Below are 17223 nucleotides of genomic sequence, written 5' to 3'. Positions count from 1 at the left end.
CGTGCAGGCAAGTGGCAGGAAGCGGCGAGGCTGGCTAGAGCATTACTGGGGCCGATACGGCGGCATTACCCAAAATACGCTCTCGGCCAAATTCGACCGTGGGCCATGTCAACTACAATCGCGTCCATTGCATTCGGGGTGGCAAAACGTTTGAGGCGCGGCGGCTCGGGGCTGCCTAGCCCGGCGTCTGATAGCTCGGCGTTTCATCCATCCATTCACCAAGGCTAAGCACATGTTCTTTGTACTCATTTTCTTGATGCTGGCAGCGACAACGTCTTACCTGTTCCCGGATTGGTCGTGGGCAGCCGTCTTGTTGGTGTCGTTCGGGTGTGTGGCGATGTTGCGACTCCTGTTGGTGGTGACTTCACGTACAGGAAGTACACCGAGGAGCACTGATTAGCTGAGTTCGTGGCCAGCCAAGTTGGGCAACGGCTGCTTACTCATTTACCGATGCCACCGCCAATCAGTTGCCGCCGATTGCCAAGCGGATTGCTGCAAACCCAAAGATGGTCGAGAACATCAGCTTCGTGGCCTTTTGCATCGTGCCGGAACCAGAAAAGCGCTTCGCGAGGCGCGAAGCCGTGAGGGCATAGAGCGCATCGAACGCAAATCCCAGTCCGACCAGAATGGCGCCAAGCGTCAGATACTGCGCTGTCAGGTCGTGCTCAGTGGATATGAACTGCGGCAACAACAGCGCACAAAACATCAGCGCTTTCGGGTTGAGCAAATTGGTCATCACCCCACTGCGGATGGCCTCCAAGCCTTTACCGGTGGTATTGGCGCTTGCAAATCCCTCTGTTTTTTCGACTTGCAGCATTTTCCATGCGAGAAACAGCAGGTATGCGGCGCCAAACCATCGAACAACATCGAACAAAACGGGATGCGTGTGAAACAGCGCCGCCAAGCCCAGAGCGGAGAGTGCGACATGGACTGTTCGTGAAATCGCCAATCCCACAGCCGCCATCAAGCCGCTCCTTGGCCCGCGGAACGCCGATGTGGATAGAACCAGGGCCATGTCAGGGCCGGGCAGAAGATAGACAGCAGTCAGCGCAGCAACAAACACCAACAGGTCGGGCAAGGTAATCATCAAAGTGCTCGTGAGGCTGTTTTCGGAAGGCAGATATTCCCATGTGCTGCCCGAAATTGACTTGCTATTTCTTCATGGGTCGCCGTAGTATTTGGCGGATTCTTTCAATTGAAAGCCATTTGCAACATGAATCCACTTCCTGGGCAGCTTGACCTGACCGACTTGGCAATATTGCGGGCGCTACAAGGCGACGGCCGGCTGTCGAATGCCAAGCTGGCCGAGAAACTCTCTCTGAGTGAAACACCCTGCTGGCGACGCATCAAGCGTCTTGAGGTCGATGGATTCATTGAGGGTTACCAGGCAAATCTGAATCGGAAGAAGCTTGGCTATGGCGTTGTGGCATTCGTACAGGTCACCCTGGGCAATCATGCCGGCGAAGCGCCATTGCAATTTGAGAAGCTCGTGGCCAGCATGCCCGAGATTCTCTCTTGCCATAACGTCACTGGTGATTGCGACTACATGCTGCAAATCGTAGCCAGCGATCTGGATGCCTATGGCGTGTTCGTTCGTGACGAACTGCGCAAGCTGCCTGGAGTGACTTCGATTCGCTCCAATCTTTCCCTGCGGGAAGTGAAGTCCTCTACCGCAATACCGGTTTGAGAGAGAAAAGGGCGTGGCGGCTTGGGGCCGGGATGCAAACTGAACACGTCCAAGAATAGAGACATTCAGGATGATACCCACCCACAAAAGCTGCGGTGAACCCGGAAAACCGGCAAAAATCAGGTGTTTTGTTTGGCGCCGAAGAGGCGGTCGGTGAGCTTGACGTACCACGCAGCGGATTGCACCTGGATGATGTAGGCCAGCGTGATCACCAGCGCGGCGTCGGAGCTGGCGCTGCCAAAGGCGTTCATTGCCAGGGCCAGGGCAATCGACAGGTTGCGCATGACGGTGCCGTAAACCAAGGCGATGGCGTCGCTGCGGGGGAGCAGCAGGCGGGCGACGGCGGTGCTGAGCAGGTAGTTGATGCCATAGAGGGCGAGCAGGGGGAGCAGCAGTTTCGGCAGTTCGTCGGGCTGGGCGACCAGTTGCGGTGCCTTGAGGGCCATGGCGACAAACACGATGCCGAGCACCCCCAGCGTCGAGAAGGGCGGGAAGCGTGGCGCCCAGTCGCTCTGGAAGGTCTTCTGGCCATACTTCGCGATCAGCCGTGACTGGGTGAGGTGGCCGGCCACCATGGGCAGAAAGACGATGAAGACGATCTGCATGAACACCGCCGGCAGATCGACGCTGACATGCGCGCCCATCAGCCACTGCACGTAGAAGGGCGTGGCCAGCGAGCCGAGGATCAGGCCGAGCACAGTCATCTTGACTGCGGCGCCGAGGTTGCCGCCGGCAAAACCGGTCCAGGAAATGGTCATGCCCGAGGTTGGCAGCAGGGCAGCGAGCAGCAGGCCCATGGCGTAAAAGGGCTGTTCGGGGAAAAACAGGCGGCCGAGGCCGAAGGCGACGAAGGGGATGATGGCAAAGTTGATCAGCTGCGCCAGGCCTTGCGCCTTGCCATCGCCGCCTTCCAGCACTTTGGCCAGTTTCAGGCTGACCATCATGGGATAAACCATCAGGAAGGTGAGGGGCACAATGAGCGACTTCAGCCAGCCTGCGGGTGTCAGTAGCCCGAACATGAAGCCGAGCAGCATGGCGACAGGAATCGCCAGGAGCAGATTTTTGGTGATCCGCGATAAGAGTTTCAGCATTACATTCTCCAGGGGCCCCGCAGCCAGCCTAAGTGTCAGGGCGCAATTATAGCGCCGATCAAAGCCTAAATTAGAATTTTCTAATATAATTTACCCCATGCTTCCACTCCCCAAGTCCCGGCCTCTGCGTTACCTCCTGCCGGCTGCTGTTGTGCTGGCCATCGGCCTCGTTGCCCGCCAGCCGCTGCTTGGTGAATCCCTGCCGGCCTGGCCGGTGGTGGAGGGCGAATTGCGCCAGTCCATCGTCGCCAGCGGCCGGGTGCGCACGCCGCAGCGCATCGAAATGTCGGCGCAGCTTGCCGGGCGCGTCGTGGCGGTGGCCATTCGCGAAGGCGATGCCGTGACGCCGGGGCAGGTGCTGCTGCGGCTGGATGATGCCGAACTCAAGGCGGCGCGGGCGCAGGCCCAGGCCGGGCTGGCCCAGAGCGAGGCGCGCCTGCGGCAGGTGGCCGAACTGGCGCGGCCGGTGGCCGAGCAGGGGCGGCTGCAGGCCGAGGCCAACTGGCAGCAGGCAAAAAAGCACTTTGAACGCACCAGCGAGTTGGTCAATCGCGGTTTTTACAGCCCGGCGCAACTCGATGAAGCCGGCCGGGCGCTGGCCGTGGCCGAAAGCCAGTTGAAGAGTGGCGAGGCGCAAGTGGCGAGCAACCGACCCGAGGGGGCCGACGCACAGGCCATCCGCGCCGCGCTCGATCAGGCGCGGGCGACGCTGGCGCTGGCCGAAGCCCGGCTGGCCTATGCCAGCCTGAGCGCACCGCTGGCCGGCCGGGTGCTGACGCGCAACGTCGAGCCGGGCGATACGGTGCAGCCGGGCAAGGTGCTGCTGGTGCTGGCACCGGATGCGGAAACAGAGCTGACGGTGCAGATCGACGAAAAAAATATCGGCCTGCTGGCAATGGGTCAGACGGCGCGGGTATCGGCCGACGCCTACCCGCAGCAGAACTTTGCCGCCACCGTTGCCTACATCGCACCGGCGGTCGATGCCCAGCGCGGCTCGGTGGAGGTACGTCTGCGCGTTGCCGAGCCGCCGGCCTACCTGAAGAATGAAATGACCGTCTCCATCGACATAGACACCGCCCGCCGCGCTTCGGCGCTGCAGATTCCCGCCGAGGCCTTGCGGGATGCCAGCAGCGCCGCGCCATGGGTCATGGTTGTGCGAGAGGGCGTGGCGCAGAAGCAGGCGCTGCGCCTGGGGGTGCGCGGCAAAGGCCGGGTCGAGGTGGTTGAGGGGTTGGCTGCCGGCGATCTGGTCTTGCCGGCATCGGTGGCCGTGGCCGAAGGCCGTCTGCGACCTGTGGTGAACCAGGAAAAATGACGAAAATCGCCCGTTTTCACTGGCGGCAGCCTTTCGAGTGGATCGCCGCGCTGCGCTTCCTGCGTGAAGGGCGCACGCAGTCGCTGCTGATCATCGTCGGCGTCGGGGTTGGCGTTGCCGTCATCGTCTTCATGTCAGCCCTGCTTTCCGGGCTGCAGGCCAACCTGATCAAGCGCACCCTCAGTTCGCAGGCGCACATCGTGCTGCTGCCGCCGGAGGAAGTCGCACGGCCGCAGTCGGGTGATCTGGCCACTGCCCTCAATCTGCAAAAGCAGGGCCAACGTCTGCGTTCCATCGACCAGTGGCAGCCGCTGCGCGAGCGGCTGGCGGCGTGGCCGGAAGTCGCTGCCGTGTCGCCCGTAGCCGCCGGCCCGGCCTTTGCAGTGCGCGGCGATGCGACCAAGGCGGTGACCCTGCTTGGCATCGAGCCTGATCTGTACAACCGGGTGGTTTCGCTGGCCGACCGGCTGATTGCCGGGCAACTGCGCGTCGGTGCCGGCGAGGTGGTCATCGGCAGCGAATTGGCGCGTGATCTCGGCGCCGAACTCGGCGACAAGCTGCGCGTCTCCACCGCCGGCGGTGCCGGCGAAACGCTGACCGTGACCGGTATTTTCGATCTCGGCAACAAGGGCGTGAATGCCCGCAATGTCTATGTCGGGCTGCGTACCGGCCAGAGCCTGCTCGATCTGGTCGGTGGTGTGTCGAGCATGGATCTGGCGCTGCGCGATCTCGACGAGGCCGAGCGGCTGGCGGCGCGTATCGCCGCCGAGACCGGGCTGGTGGCCGATAGCTGGATACGCAGCAACGCCCAGTTTGTTAACGCGCTGACCTCGCAGCGGGTGTCGTCCAACGTCATCCGCTTTTTCATCGGCCTCTCGGTCGCCTTCGGCATCGCCAGCGTGCTGGTGGTATCGGTGATCCAGCGCAGCAAGGAAATCGGCATCCTGCGCGCCATGGGTGCGACACAGGCGCAGATGTTGCGCATCTTCCTGCTTCAGGGGGGCATCGTCGGCTTTCTCGGTTCGCTGCTCGGTTCGGCGCTGGCCGGTGCTTTTCTTTTGCTCTGGCAAACGCTGGCGCGCAACCCGGATGGCACGCCGATGTTTGTCATCGGCGTCGAACCGGGTCTGGTGATGATCGCGGCCGGCGGCGCCAGTCTGGTCGGGATTCTGGCGGCTATGCTGCCGGCACGACGGGCGGCGCGCCTTGATCCGGTGGTGGCCATCCGTGGCTGATTCGGTGACTGAGTCGGTGACTGCCAAGCCGCCCGTGCTGCAACTTGCGGGCGTGCGCAAATCCTACGGCAGCGGCGAAACCGAGACCGAGATCCTGCACGGCATCGACCTCACGCTGCAGCCCGGCGAGTTCGCGGCGCTGATCGGGCCATCCGGCTCGGGCAAAAGCACGCTGCTCAACCTGATCGGCCTGCTCGACCGTCCCGGCAGTGGCCGCCTGAGCATCGCTGGTGAAGAAACCACCGGCCTCGACGACAACAACCTGACCCGCCTGCGCGGGCGCAGCATCGGTTTCGTCTTTCAGCATCACCACCTGATTCCCGCCTTTACCGCCCTCGAAAACGTCGCCATGCCGCTGCTCGTCGCCCGCGGCCGGCCAGACGAAGAAATGTACGAACGAGCGGGCCGGCTGCTTGATCAGGTGGGCCTGGGCGAGCGCAAGCAGCATCTTGCCAACCGCCTTTCCGGCGGCCAGCAGCAGCGCGTCGCCATCGCCCGAGCGCTGTGTATGGAGCCGCAACTGGTGCTGGCCGACGAGCCGACCGGCAACCTCGATACCCACTCGGCTGACGATGTTTTTGCCTTGCTCCGCCAGATCAACCGGCAGGCCGGTACCAGCTTCCTCATCGTCACCCACGATCCGCGCCTAGCGGCGCGCTGCGACCGGATCATTGAACTGGTCGACGGCGCCATCGTCTCCGATCACGCCAACGCCATCCGCTAGAGAAAGTCTCCAAGCTGCTCACCTCCAACAACAAGGCCGCCCGTTTTTTCGACAAGCGGGACTCTCTACACAACGCTGAGCAGGACGAGGGAGAAGGCTGCTAGAAGCGAAAGGTTAATAGAGACATGCATGCCCCGATTCATCTGTTTCTTTTTGAGCATGAATTTTGACTGTCGATCTGAAGGGCTGGTAACCGGCAGATTACCGCCTGATTTTGCCCGGAGGCCCAAGGTCCGCTCAGGCCGAACAGCTGAACTCGTAGCGAAATAGCTGCCCATCCTGTCTGCATATCATTCTCCTGACCCCGGTTGGCGCAAGGTACCCGGGGTTTCACTTTTCTAACCCCGGAAAAAAAGGAGAATGTCCGTGCTACCCGTCGTTTTTGTCCCCGTCGTTGAAGCGCTTGTCACCGCGCTCACCACCGTTGCCGTCCAGAAGTTGATCGACGACCACCACCGGTCGCGTTTCTAGTCCGCGCCACCTATCTCTCACCGCCATCAAGCCCCGATGACCGCGCTGGTCATCGGGGCTTTTGCTTTTCTGGCGAAAGGATTCTGAACCATGACCCGACCCACCGAACACCACGGCGGCATGCCCGCCGTTCAGCATCTGTCTGACGATGAACTGCTGCGACTGTTGCTGGGCGAGGACGCCGATGCCCTGCTGTCCCGGCACTCGCTGCCTGATCTCTTCGCGCTGCACGCCCAACCGCCCGTTGTTCAGGAGCATCGCGTGAGCTACGGCGCCTGCCGCACCCTGGCGGTCGCCAAGGAACTGCTCGCCCGGGCACTACGCGAGCAGGTCTGCCCCGGCGATGTCTACGCTTACCCCACCCACGTCCGCGACTACCTGCGCTTACGCCTCGCCGATCTGCCGCATGAGGTCTTCAGGGTGATGCTGCTCGATGACCAGCATCACCTGATTGATGACGTCGAGCTGTTCCGAGGCACCCTGACCCAGACGGCGGTGTATCCCCGTGAGATCGTCAAGCTGACCCTGGAGCGCAACGCGGCGGCCGTCATCTTCGCCCACAACCATCCCTCCGGCGTGGCGGAACCCAGCCGGGCCGACGAGCAACTGACCCACACCCTGAAGGCTGCTCTGGCACTGGTCGATGTGAAGGTACTCGACCATTTCATCGTCGCCGGCAACGCGCCTCCCGTCTCCTTTGCCGAGCGGGGGCTGCTGTGAGGGGGTGCCGCCTGCTGCAAGTTGCTGTGTTTCGTGCCCCGATGACCTCGCTGGTCATCGGGGGCTTCTACTTTTCTGAATGAGGATCCTGATCATGACCCAATCGTTTGTCCCCACTTATCTCTGCCTCAAGACCGCCACCGCCCAGAAACTCGGTCGCAACGGCGGGGGTATCACCTACAAGATTCTCTGCGATGCCGAACGCCAGCAGCTGTACCTGACCCTGGTCGCGAATGAGGGCGGCGGTTATTACTCGCGTGAAGTGTTTTCAGTGGCGGGGGTGGAAGCCTGCTTGCCGACAGACCCCGCCCAGGCGTTTGCCGCCAAGTGTCTGGCGCCGGCGATGCGAGGCAAGTCCTCGAACCACCCTGGCTTTCTGGCGGCCATTTTGCGTGCCGAAGGGCTGGTGCTGCCGGTCGACGGGCAAGCGCATCTGCATCAGCTGACCGAGACGTGGGACGCCTGGAAAGCCGGCCTGCTGGCGCAAGACGGTGAGCCCTATGTTCCACCCGCCAAGGAAACCCAGGTTGCCGATGCAACGCCCGACCTGACCCGGCAGGAGCTTCCCGGCGATGCCGCCACCGAATCTCATCCTGGCCGGCGCAAGGGCAAGCGGCTTCGGAGTGCGCAACCCGCCGACAGTGAAGGAGGCGAGCATGCGCATCCTGCGTGATGAAGCCGCCATCGCCGCTTTGCCGGATGCCGGGTTGCGCCAGCTGATCGAGACCCGCATCAGCCAGATCAACGAGTGCTGCCCGTGGGATGCCGACGAGCTCGGTCCCTTCATCGTGGTGGAGCCCGGCGATACCGCCGACATGCTGGAGGCCGAAATGGGCTTCTCGGTGCTGCGCAACCTCTTCGATGACACGCGCTTTCCGCATCCGGACTTTGCTCCTGCCTTTGAATGGGCGGAAGCCCATCCGGAAGGATACTTTGAGGTCGTCTTCGTCGTCAGCGATGGCGGTTACGGCTACGACGTCTTCGTCGCCGATCAGCCCGGTGTCGATCCTGATCTGCTGGCTTTCTGCCGGACCTACGCCACACCCGCTACCTGACCACTACCGCGTTTCTCTCACATTCCCTTCATCCGACGCCGTCCCGTGCCAGCGCACCGACGGCGTTTTGTCATTCTGGAGATTCACCATGAACACAACCCATGAAACCTCGCCGGCCTCATCGCCGGCAGGCCAACCCAAACCCGGCCATGCCCGCTTCCCCCTCGGCCAACTGGCCGCCACACCCGGCGTGCTTGAGCTGCTGGAGCAGCATCAGGCCAACCTCTTCGACCTCCTGGCCCGTCATGCCAGCGGGGATTGGGGCGATGTCGGTGCTGAGGATGCCCATACCAACGATCAAGCCTTGATCCACGGCTATCGCGTGCTCTCTTGCTACACATTGGTGCCCGGCGACCCGGATACCCGCGTATGGATCATCACCGAGCGTGACAGGTCGGTGACGACCGCCTTACTGCCTTCGGAGTATTGACCCGTGGATACTCAAAAATGTGACCCGGTTTTGCGGCCGTTTGCCGGTGATGTGCTGGATCGCTGCGATGCCGGACAGGTGGAAGAACGGGCGGCCATCCTGGAGTTTGAAGCCGGCATCCAGCCCCGGGCCTTGGCCGAAGCGCTGGCTGTCCTGGATCTGCTGCGTCAGTGCCCCTGGCTACTCACCGGCTTGTCGGTGCTTCAGGTTGAGCTTGATGGCGCAACGCAGTGGCTGCTGACGGCTAACTTGGTACTTGCCCGCCAGTATCTGGCTGACATCGGCGGAAACGAGATTGCCGTTCTCGATCCCGCCGAGGTTGTCCGGGCGCAATACGGTGGCCTAGCCCTGCTCGGCACGCTCGGCTGATACCCAGAAACCCTTCACAAAAACCAGAGATGGACCGGAACAGCTGACGCGGGCTTGGCGCTGGCCGGCCTGTCGTCCGCCTTCCCGCGTCCTTGTTCAATCCATGGACGGTGCCGGCCGGTGTCTCACCCCTGTGCGGCGGATACCTAGTTCTTCGCTCGCGCCGGCACCGTCTTTCTCACTGAGGAAATCTTATGCAACGACGTATCCGTTTCACGCGGAAGGTCATCGATGCCTTGCCGCCGTGCCCGGCTGATCACGGTGGGAAGGAGATCGAGTACACCTCCGAGGAAGCCCCGCCGGGATTACGCCTGGTGGTCACCAAACGCGGCATGAAGAGCTGGCTGTTCCGCTACGTGATGTCCAGGGCTTCCGGCCCCGGCATCAAGCGGGCAATCAAGATCGGCGTCTATCCCGGCATCGACCCGGCAGATGCCTGTCGTATCGCCCTTGAGCTCCGCGCTCAGATCGCCCAAGGGATTGATCCCCAGGAGGCAAAGCAGGAAGAAGAACGGGAGATCACCCTCGATGACTTCTTCCAGACCGAGTACTGGCCGAACGCCAAACACCTGCGTAGCGCCGCTGATGTGGAATCACGTTGGCGCTTACATCTTCGTCCCGCCTTCGGTCATCTCCGCTTCAAGGAATTGAAGACGGCCGACATCATCCGCTTTCACGATGCCAAGAAGGCTGAGCTCTGCGCGGCGACGGCCAACCGACTGCTTCAGCTTCTCAAAAGGGTGCTGAATGTCAGTCAGATGCTCGACTACTGTGACCGGAATCCTTGTCGCGGTATTCGCATGCATGCCGAGCAGAACATCCGGAGCAGGACGCTGGCGGGATCGGAGTTGAAGCGTTTCCTGGCTGCCTTGGAAGATGAGCCCAACCGGGTCGCGGCGGACTTCTTCCTGTTCGCCTTGGCTACTGGCGCACGCCGTGAAGAGGGTCTAGGGCTGACGGTCGGGGAGATTTTCATCGAGGAAGGCGTCTGGCGCTTGCCGGCCTGTCGCGCCAAGAGCGGGAAGTCCCGGGTCATCCCCTTGAATGCCATTGCCCGACAGGTGCTTGAGCGGCGATTGGCCGAAAGCAAGTCGCAGTACGTTTTTCCGGGCAAGCTGGGCGGCCACTTGGTGTCGCCGGAGAAGGCCTGGAAGCGGGTACTGAACCGGGCGGGCATTGTTGATCTCAAAATCCATGATTTGCGAAGGTCCGCCGCGACGCTGATCTTGAATGAGGGCGGAAGCATGACCCAGGCAGGCACACTACTTGGTCATGCCCCCGGCTCTACCCTAACAGCGACACGCTATGCCTTCCTCGCCGATCAGCAACTGATTGATGCCAGTCAGCGTCTGGCGAGTGTCCTGGCGCAGGCCAGCGCGCCGGCAGCGTACCTGGAGGAGGAAATGGCCTTGACCCCCTGATCGTCTGTAGATACTCCATCGGCAATTTTGCCGATGGAGTATCTGGGACATCATTTTTTTCGAGAGCATACCCATCGACGTGGTGACGTCGCGGTATCCGCCAGAAACGCCCGTCGGCGTGTCAGCGGTGATCCTGCGGGTGGATCACAAGTGGCGTGGTTTTGCCGGGCTCCAGCAGGCAGACCATCGAAGCCCGCCCCGGCAGACGCCAGACCTTGACCAGGCCGGCATCCTCCAGGCGGCGCAAGGCTGGGCCGGCCGCCTCACGGCTGACATTGACCCGGGCCATGGTTCGCCTTGTGAGCGGCACAGTCGGTGCTCCTCTGACGAGTACCAGCAACATCAGGCCGATGAGCAGTTGGCAGGCTTTGCCCGCGACATGGGTACTGGCTTCGAGGACATCCATCCGGACCAGCTTGGGTATCTTCGGATTGGCCCGGATCAGCGGGCGTCGAACTGTGGCAGCACCAGGAACGTGTATATTCATCGGCGGGACTCCCTCAGGTTGGCTATCCGTCTGTTTGCCACCCAAACGCCAGGGGCGACGCAAAGTCGCCGCTAGGAGAGACACGGTATCGCTACCCGCTAGCACCCCCTCCAACTTTCCATGTTGGGGTATATAGCGCTGAAAGTTGGAGCTCCTTCAACATCGACCACTGCTACTAGGGTGCTCGCTCACCCCGCCACAGCCTCTAACCCAGGCCTCAGCCATCGCAGCCCGGGGCAGCACGGTGTGCTGAACCGGGCGATCCACCACGATTCGGTTTGGGCGCGTCGCCAGAAGAGGACAAACCGAATCCCGGGCCCCCGTCGAGCTTTGCTCGATGGGGATGTCACTGGCGACGCCGCGTGGTAAGTTGATTGCAACTAATCACGACAACGCCCGGCGCATGGACACGGAAGATCTCAAACAGGATGCTCGACTGAAGCGCGAGCGCGAGTATCACAGCTTTCTCGGGCTGTTTCGGGAGTACCGGGATGTACTGAATCCGCCCCTGCCTGCCGAGGGGAGCGAGTTCGCCAGCATAGCGATCAACCCGGAGTGGTCGCATCGAATCGAGAAGCTGCACCGGGAGGTTTATGCCTCACCGTACTTTCGTCGCTTCGATCGTCCTGCCCTGAGTACGGCGTTCAAGGCCCTCGAAACGCTGCTCGCAGCCACTCCGGGCATTCCGGTCAGCCTCGATGAGTTAGGCAGAAAACGTCGCGAGCTTTGCTTCATGCATCGCTTCGCCCAAATCGTGAAGTGGCAGGATTACGAGCGCAGCCCGCCCGACCAGGAGGCGCTGGGCAAGGCCCGCAAACGGGTTTCACGCGTGTGTCAGGAGCTCGAAGAGCTGCTGCTCGACCAACTGGAGGATCAGCATCTGCTCAGAAAACTCCACAAGGACGACCTAGCGACGCTGCCTGGTCTGATCAAGGACTTGGGTCGATTGGGTGAGGTTTTCGAGACCATCAAGCCCGACTTGCCCTACGACCGTAACCGCAATCCAGCCAACTCCGTCATCCGTCTGGTTTTGGATGACGTGGCGGAATGCTGCTACCGCATCTACGAGGCGTGCGACTACGAGGTCGTACGCCAACTGCTGAGATCCTGCTGGCTACATCCTTATGCCGGCATCCGCAAAGGCGAGCTGGAGGAGATGATCAGTAACGCGCTGGAAAGAAAGCAGTCAGACTATCGCGAGCGGAACATCGCGCTAGATGACGACCGTGCTCCCCCCGAAATCTCGTGGACGCCGGTTCGTTCCCTGTAGCTGCGTAAGCAAAATGCGTTCTTCACACCCTCCGTTAAGAGGTCATTCCGAATCCCCCTTAACTTGCCCCCAGACTTCTGCCGTGTCACAAAATCCGTGCTCCTTCAGTTTTTTCTCAGGAGCAGGAGATGGTCGGCAAGCCCGGCACCGCAAGACAATCGATCGCCTCTTCAGCACGCGCTGAAGAGGGTTTGGTCGTTGTCGCGCCGGCTCCCGAAAGCAAGCCTTCTCGTCGCTCTGCCGAGATCATCGTACTGCCGAAAGACCAGATCGGCCGCAAGCGCATCCAGCGCGTCGATCCGCTGGCTCGTGCCTGTGGGAGCAATGCGACTGACCTGAAAGCTAAGGCTGCCAAGCAGACAGAGAAACGTGTTCCCGACCTACCTGGCGTCGTCGAAATCACCTACAGGACGGGTAAGCGCAAAGGCAAAAGCGTCTGGTTTCTCCGTTTCCGTGACCCTCTGACCGGGAAGAGAACCTCCATCAAGCTCGGTGAAGTGGGCGTGATGCCCTTCATCGAGATGGCTGCGCTGGCCAAGCGCTACCAGGACGACATCGCAGCCGGTCGCAGCCCGAAGTCGGGGTGTATGAGCTTCGCGACATTCATCACGGTCTGTTTCCACCAGTGGGTGATGGAAAACCAGCGCTCATGGAAAGACACGCTGGCGCGGTTGCGCTACGCAATCGCGCTGTTCGGCGATAAAGCGCTTGCCGACATAGACCACCGCGATGGCGAGCAACTGATCCAGCAGATGCTCGACGGTGACACCTCGATGCGGTTCGGCAAGGTGAACCCGGCAACGATCAATCGCGTGCTCATGGCGGCGCGTAGCGTATTCCGGCTTGCGATCGAGCTCGGTTACATCGTCGAGAACCCTTTCAAGCGTGTACGCCAGTTGAAGGAAACCCCGCCCAGCCCCAAGGCGTTGGAATCCGACGAACTCGATCACTTCCTCGCGGTATTGGCTGAAGAACCGGAGCTCTTCGTGCTCTTGATCAAGTTCCTGCTGGCCACGGCTGCCCGGATCAACGAAATCCTCGCGCTGCAGGCAGATGACATCGACTACGCCAACGGCGTCGTCCACCTGAGGATGACCAAGGCTGGCGAGGCGCAGACCTTGCCGCTGACCAGCACCGTGGCGGCGATCCTCGACGCCCTCAAGCCTTTGCGCCGGCCCGGAAACCCGCATCTTTTCCCGGCCAAAACTGGTGCTGGCCACATGGCCGCACCCTACAAATGGCTGCGGAAGGTTTTGGCGGCGGCCGGCCTGGATCGGGCGGGTTTCCACCTGTTCCGGAAGACCGTTGCCACCCAGGCCATGCAACTACCCGGAATGGACGTCCTGACCGTTTCAAAATTACTTCGTCATAAATCCATCCGCACCCTGGAGGTGCACTATCTCGCCACCCCGAAAAAGCGGCTACGCCAGGCGGCTCACGACATCGGCGAGCGCCTGCTCGGCGGTCAGGAAGGGGTTTGACGATGTGTTACCCCCGCGCTCCTCCGTACTTCCGTAACGGCTGACCGATACCGGCATCGGTCAGCGGCAGCTTCACCTCCCTCAACTCGCAACCCCTTGCACATCCTCTCGTCATGGAGGAAGGGCCCTTGCATCCTAAAGAAAGGACATCAACATGTCTTCTCAAAAAATCCCCGGCGTCGGCCGGATCGATGTTGGCCGTATTGCCGACTACACCTCGACCAAGACCGGCGTGCTGTGCCGTGACACCAACGGCAACGTCATCTGCCACGTTCCGTGTGCGCAGGAGTACCACGACCGCGTGATCGAAGACCTGTACCAAGCGCGGCACCGCAATGCGCCCCAGATCGACTTCAGTTACCTGGAGGAGAAAAAGGAACCCATCAAACAGGTAGCTACCAAGCCGCAGTAATCCAACCCCAGCCTTCCCGGTTTCCGCCGGGAAGGCGTCTGATTATGGAGCGCACATGAAGCGCAAACCCGAAATTGTCCGCCTGAACACTGCAAGCACCGAGGCTCCGCCGAAATGGTGTAAGTCCAAGGCGGGGGATATGGTACTGAACTGTTACACCGCTGATCCCGCTGACTACGACGCGGAGGCCGACCAGGCCCGACTGCTGGCCGTACATGCTGCTAAACTGTCGGAAGCAGCGACGGACCCCACACAGGTAACCATTGGCGATGGCCCCGACGTTCTGGTCGGTTGGGATACCGAATACTTCGATGACCCGGTGACCGGGCGCAAACGCATCCTCTCCAATCAACTCCACATGCTGGCCGAGGGTGGAGAGCTTTCTGACATCTACTACTCCCCGGATGGGGAGCGCATCTCGCTCATCGACCGCATCGTACGCCTGCTGCTGCAAGCGTACGACAAGAAGGTTATCCGCCTCTGGCCCCGCCGGGTCATCATCGGGGCCTACTTTCTTCGCGCCGACCTCGATTCGATCACCGAATTTCAGGAGATGAAATCCCAGCTGGACAGCGCCGGTGGTCGCATCTGTACGATCGGCCAGGCAATCAGCTATAGCATCCTGCCTCAAGGCTTCGGCACACCGTCCGAAGCCATGGACCCGGATGACGACAAGTTGCCGTCCGCGACACCCCGCCGTACCTCAACCTTGGTGCTGGAAAACGGCCGGATGCGCCTGCTCTCCCTGTTCTTCCGCGACATGGCAGCTTATACCGTGATGGGGACGCCTCTGGAAGCGGTTGGCGAGCAGATCGGCATCGAAAAGGTGGATATTGCCCCATACGCCAGAGACCGAATGGACTTGCTACTCGACGGTGACAAGCCCCTTTTCGAACGCTATGCCCTCACCGACCCGAAGATCGTGGTCAAATTCATGGCCGAAACCATGTTGCTGGCCAAGGAACTGACCGGTTCATCGGAGTTGCCGCCAACGGCCAGTTCGCTGGCGCAGAAGTTCTTCCTGAAAACCCTCAAGGACGCTGGCTTAGATCGCGCCGAATGCCTCGGCGTGCATACCGTCAAAACTGCCGTCTGGAGCGAGAAAGCGGATCAGGTCCGGACGGTCACGGAAGAACTACCGATTCCGCAACGGGAAGATCACCGCGCGTTCGTCACCCAGTGCTACCACGGCGGTCTCAACTCCGTGATGTGGGCAGGACCCAGCGAGATCGACGACTGGCGTGACTGGGATCTGAAGGCCGCCTATCCCTCGGCAATGTTGTCGATCCGCCAGCCCGACTTCGAGAACCCACGTGTTTCGACCAACCTGGACGACTTCATGGGCGATGTCATCGGCTTTGCCCACGTCGAATTCGAGTGCGATGCCGGCCAACCGTTTGGCCTCTTGGTCGATGGCGGCAACCGCGGTTTGCTGTCCCCTCGCTCCGGCCGTGCTCACTGCACCGCAGCAGAATTGGCCGTCGCCGTGCGTAATGGCGTCAAGATCACCAAGTTTTACCACGGTGTGATCTATCCCAGTAAAACGGATGCTGCGGGTCAGCCGGTAGAAACCCGGCTGTTCGAGCCCTGTATTGCCGAAGGACGGCGCCGCCGCGGGATGTATCCGAAAGGGTCTGTCAAAGAGCAGTTGATGAAGCTGATTTTGAATTCCCTCTACGGACGCACGGCGATGGGCTTGAAGGAGAAGAAAGTGTTTGACACACGTAGCGGGCAGTCGATGCCGCTGCCGAAATCAGCCATCACCAACGAGGTCATCGCGGCACACTCCACCGGCATCGTACGCGCCACCCTGATGGAAATCCTCTGCAACCTGCCGGCCGGCAAGCGGGCACTTTCCGTGACGACGGACGGTTTCATCTGCAATTGCAGCTTCGACGAACTGCCTCTCAATGGCGTCATGGCGCAGCGCTATATGGACTGGGCTGAACTCGCCACCGGCAAGCGCGAAATCCTGGAAGAGAAGCACCGCGCCCGCCAGGTCATCGTGATGAAGACCCGCGGCCAGATCACCGCCGAGTACCACGAAGAGGCCAATCCCGACCAGAAAACGATCCTGGCCAAGGTTGGCGTGTCACCGCCCCCGGCGATCCCAAAGTCGGGCCATAACGACTACATGCTGGACCTCTATCTGAACCGCCGCCCCGGCCAGAAAACGACAATCCGGCCCTTCGTATCCACGCGCGCCCAGTGGACAACCGATACCCGCTTCACCCGGCTGACCCGTGAACAGGCGCTGAACCTGGAACCGGACATGAAGAACCGCTTGATCAATCCACGGATGATTGCTGTGCGCGGTGTCGAGCACATCGCGTTCGATACAGAGCCCTGGCCGACGGCTGAGGACGGACTGATTGCCCGGGCAATCTTCGATGGCTGGATCAAGAAGAATTGCATGAAAACCCTGGCTGACTGGGGCAACTGGCAGCAGTACTACCAGCTGGGTCTAGCACGACGCGCCAAGCGCCGTGATGGCCGCGGCGGAATCGGTATCCACATGACCGATGAAGGAGCTGTCGGTCTGCTGCGTCGCCTGTTTCTGCGCGCCTGGAACCGCGAGCAGGTCGGGTTGCAAAAAACGATCTCTGGCCCCCAGTTGGCGGAGTGGCTGACCAGCATCGGACTGCAAACCAGTGCCAATGACGTCAAGAATGCCAGCCGCAAGACGTTGCGTTACGAGGAGGGGGTCGTGCCGCGTTCCGGCGAGGTAATGTCGGCGTTTGCACTGCTTCAGGCGCGTTTTCCTGAGGCTGAGCTGGACAAGCTTCTGGTCCCGCCGGAACTGTGTATTACTTGATGCAGTAGATAGGCCAAGGGTGCCCCGCACCCTTGGCCGTTTTCATGTCCGGCTGGCACCTGCCAGCCCGGTGTCAGCGCGAGCGAGGCGAGCGGTTCGGGTCACGCAATCTCGTCAAAGTAGGCAACGCATAGTTCTTGCCCCACCTCCTATCACCCGTCGTTCTGCAGTTTCACCAAGTTCCTGTCCGGGAATACTTGGCTGGTCATGTTGTCTCAATGGCAGTGGGCCACTGCTCAC

17 protein-coding genes are annotated in these 17223 nt (G+C 61.3%); 14 read left to right on the top strand and 3 right to left on the bottom strand.

What is annotated here, in order from left to right:
• Window positions 1-463: 463 nt before the first annotated feature.
• Window positions 464-1087, bottom strand: a complete 624-nt coding sequence (locus AACO21_RS02610; RefSeq protein ID WP_346190922.1) for a LysE family translocator — start codon at window positions 1085-1087, stop codon at window positions 464-466.
• Between the two features lie 108 nt (window positions 1088-1195).
• Between AACO21_RS02610 and AACO21_RS02605 the strand changes: the two genes are divergently transcribed.
• The gene (locus tag AACO21_RS02605) at window positions 1196-1687 is read left to right on the top strand and encodes an Lrp/AsnC family transcriptional regulator (protein WP_346190921.1); all 492 of its coding nucleotides are present in this window, start codon (window positions 1196-1198) and stop codon (window positions 1685-1687) included.
• Window positions 1688-1806: 119 nt separating this feature from the next.
• Here AACO21_RS02605 and AACO21_RS02600 read toward each other — a convergent pair whose 3' ends face one another.
• Window positions 1807-2778, bottom strand: a complete 972-nt coding sequence (locus tag AACO21_RS02600) for a bile acid:sodium symporter (RefSeq protein WP_346190920.1) — start codon at window positions 2776-2778, stop codon at window positions 1807-1809.
• A 97-nt stretch (window positions 2779-2875) separates the two neighbouring features.
• Between AACO21_RS02600 and AACO21_RS02595 the strand changes: the two genes are divergently transcribed.
• The 9 genes from AACO21_RS02595 (at window position 2876) to AACO21_RS02555 (ending at window position 10518) form a co-directional block, all read left to right on the top strand.
• Entirely contained in the window at window positions 2876-4093 is a 1218-nt protein-coding gene (locus tag AACO21_RS02595) for an efflux RND transporter periplasmic adaptor subunit (RefSeq protein WP_346190919.1), read from the top strand.
• Window positions 4090-5328 (top strand): ABC transporter permease, encoded by a 1239-nt coding sequence (locus AACO21_RS02590; RefSeq protein ID WP_346190918.1) that lies wholly within the window; start codon window positions 4090-4092, stop codon window positions 5326-5328. Before AACO21_RS02595 ends, AACO21_RS02590 begins: the two co-directional genes overlap by 4 nt.
• Window positions 5321-6052: an ABC transporter ATP-binding protein gene (locus AACO21_RS02585; protein ID WP_346190917.1), complete on the top strand. Its 732-nt coding sequence runs from the start codon at window positions 5321-5323 to the stop codon at window positions 6050-6052. Before AACO21_RS02590 ends, AACO21_RS02585 begins: the two co-directional genes overlap by 8 nt.
• 591 nt (window positions 6053-6643) lie before the next feature.
• A complete protein-coding gene (locus tag AACO21_RS02580) occupies window positions 6644-7243 on the top strand; it encodes a JAB domain-containing protein (RefSeq protein WP_346190969.1) in 600 nt (199 codons plus the stop codon).
• Between the two features lie 94 nt (window positions 7244-7337).
• A complete protein-coding gene (locus AACO21_RS02575) occupies window positions 7338-7916 on the top strand; it encodes a hypothetical protein (RefSeq protein ID WP_346190916.1) in 579 nt (192 codons plus the stop codon).
• On the top strand, window positions 7900-8298 hold the full coding sequence (locus AACO21_RS02570) for a hypothetical protein (protein WP_346190915.1): 399 nt from the start codon (window positions 7900-7902) through the stop codon (window positions 8296-8298). Before AACO21_RS02575 ends, AACO21_RS02570 begins: the two co-directional genes overlap by 17 nt.
• 88 nt (window positions 8299-8386) lie before the next feature.
• A complete protein-coding gene (locus tag AACO21_RS02565) occupies window positions 8387-8728 on the top strand; it encodes a hypothetical protein (RefSeq protein WP_346190914.1) in 342 nt (113 codons plus the stop codon).
• Window positions 8729-8731: 3 nt separating this feature from the next.
• Entirely contained in the window at window positions 8732-9097 is a 366-nt protein-coding gene (locus tag AACO21_RS02560) for a hypothetical protein (protein ID WP_346190913.1), read from the top strand.
• Between the two features lie 194 nt (window positions 9098-9291).
• Complete coding sequence (locus tag AACO21_RS02555; RefSeq protein WP_346190912.1) at window positions 9292-10518, top strand: tyrosine-type recombinase/integrase; 1227 nt, start codon at window positions 9292-9294, stop codon at window positions 10516-10518.
• A 121-nt stretch (window positions 10519-10639) separates the two neighbouring features.
• On the opposite strand, the gene AACO21_RS02550 is transcribed toward AACO21_RS02555, so the two are convergent.
• Window positions 10640-11005, bottom strand: a complete 366-nt coding sequence (locus AACO21_RS02550; RefSeq protein ID WP_346190911.1) for a hypothetical protein — start codon at window positions 11003-11005, stop codon at window positions 10640-10642.
• Window positions 11006-11342: 337 nt separating this feature from the next.
• Between AACO21_RS02550 and AACO21_RS02545 the strand changes: the two genes are divergently transcribed.
• From AACO21_RS02545 to AACO21_RS02530, 4 genes are all read left to right on the top strand, one after another.
• A complete protein-coding gene (locus AACO21_RS02545) occupies window positions 11343-12275 on the top strand; it encodes a hypothetical protein (RefSeq protein WP_346190910.1) in 933 nt (310 codons plus the stop codon).
• 128 nt (window positions 12276-12403) lie between these two features.
• Window positions 12404-13756 carry a tyrosine-type recombinase/integrase gene (locus AACO21_RS02540; protein ID WP_346190909.1) on the top strand — a complete coding sequence of 451 codons (1353 nt, stop codon included), beginning with the start codon at window positions 12404-12406 and terminating at the stop codon, window positions 13754-13756.
• 154 nt (window positions 13757-13910) lie between these two features.
• A complete protein-coding gene (locus AACO21_RS02535; RefSeq protein ID WP_346190908.1) occupies window positions 13911-14168 on the top strand; it encodes a hypothetical protein in 258 nt (85 codons plus the stop codon).
• 55 nt (window positions 14169-14223) lie between these two features.
• Window positions 14224-16983 carry a DNA polymerase gene (locus tag AACO21_RS02530; protein ID WP_346190907.1) on the top strand — a complete coding sequence of 920 codons (2760 nt, stop codon included), beginning with the start codon at window positions 14224-14226 and terminating at the stop codon, window positions 16981-16983.
• Window positions 16984-17223: the final 240 nt, after the last annotated feature.

The organism is Dechloromonas sp. ZS-1 (assembly GCF_039649255.1).
Classification (GTDB): Bacteria; Pseudomonadota; Gammaproteobacteria; order Burkholderiales; family Rhodocyclaceae; genus Azonexus.
Note: the sequence above shows the minus strand (reverse complement) of the source record. Positions and strands in the feature narration are given on the sequence as shown.

Bases quoted from the DNA above. Each gene is read 5' to 3' on its own strand.
- AACO21_RS02610 (WP_346190922.1), bottom strand. From the start codon at position 1,087: ATGATTACCTTGCCCGACCTGTTGGTGTTTGTTGCTGCGCTGACTGCT.
- AACO21_RS02600 (WP_346190920.1), bottom strand. From the start codon at position 2,778: ATGCTGAAACTCTTATCGCGGATCACCAAAAATCTGCTCCTGGCGATT.
- AACO21_RS02595 (WP_346190919.1), top strand. From the start codon at position 2,876: ATGCTTCCACTCCCCAAGTCCCGGCCTCTGCGTTACCTCCTGCCGGCT.
- AACO21_RS02590 (WP_346190918.1), top strand. From the start codon at position 4,090: ATGACGAAAATCGCCCGTTTTCACTGGCGGCAGCCTTTCGAGTGGATC.
- AACO21_RS02580 (WP_346190969.1), top strand. From the start codon at position 6,644: ATGCCCGCCGTTCAGCATCTGTCTGACGATGAACTGCTGCGACTGTTG.
- AACO21_RS02575 (WP_346190916.1), top strand. From the start codon at position 7,338: ATGACCCAATCGTTTGTCCCCACTTATCTCTGCCTCAAGACCGCCACC.
- AACO21_RS02570 (WP_346190915.1), top strand. From the start codon at position 7,900: ATGCGCATCCTGCGTGATGAAGCCGCCATCGCCGCTTTGCCGGATGCC.
- AACO21_RS02565 (WP_346190914.1), top strand. From the start codon at position 8,387: ATGAACACAACCCATGAAACCTCGCCGGCCTCATCGCCGGCAGGCCAA.
- AACO21_RS02555 (WP_346190912.1), top strand. From the start codon at position 9,292: ATGCAACGACGTATCCGTTTCACGCGGAAGGTCATCGATGCCTTGCCG.
- AACO21_RS02550 (WP_346190911.1), bottom strand. From the start codon at position 11,005: ATGAATATACACGTTCCTGGTGCTGCCACAGTTCGACGCCCGCTGATC.
- AACO21_RS02545 (WP_346190910.1), top strand. From the start codon at position 11,343: ATGGGGATGTCACTGGCGACGCCGCGTGGTAAGTTGATTGCAACTAAT.
- AACO21_RS02540 (WP_346190909.1), top strand. From the start codon at position 12,404: ATGGTCGGCAAGCCCGGCACCGCAAGACAATCGATCGCCTCTTCAGCA.
- AACO21_RS02535 (WP_346190908.1), top strand. From the start codon at position 13,911: ATGTCTTCTCAAAAAATCCCCGGCGTCGGCCGGATCGATGTTGGCCGT.
- AACO21_RS02530 (WP_346190907.1), top strand. From the start codon at position 14,224: ATGAAGCGCAAACCCGAAATTGTCCGCCTGAACACTGCAAGCACCGAG.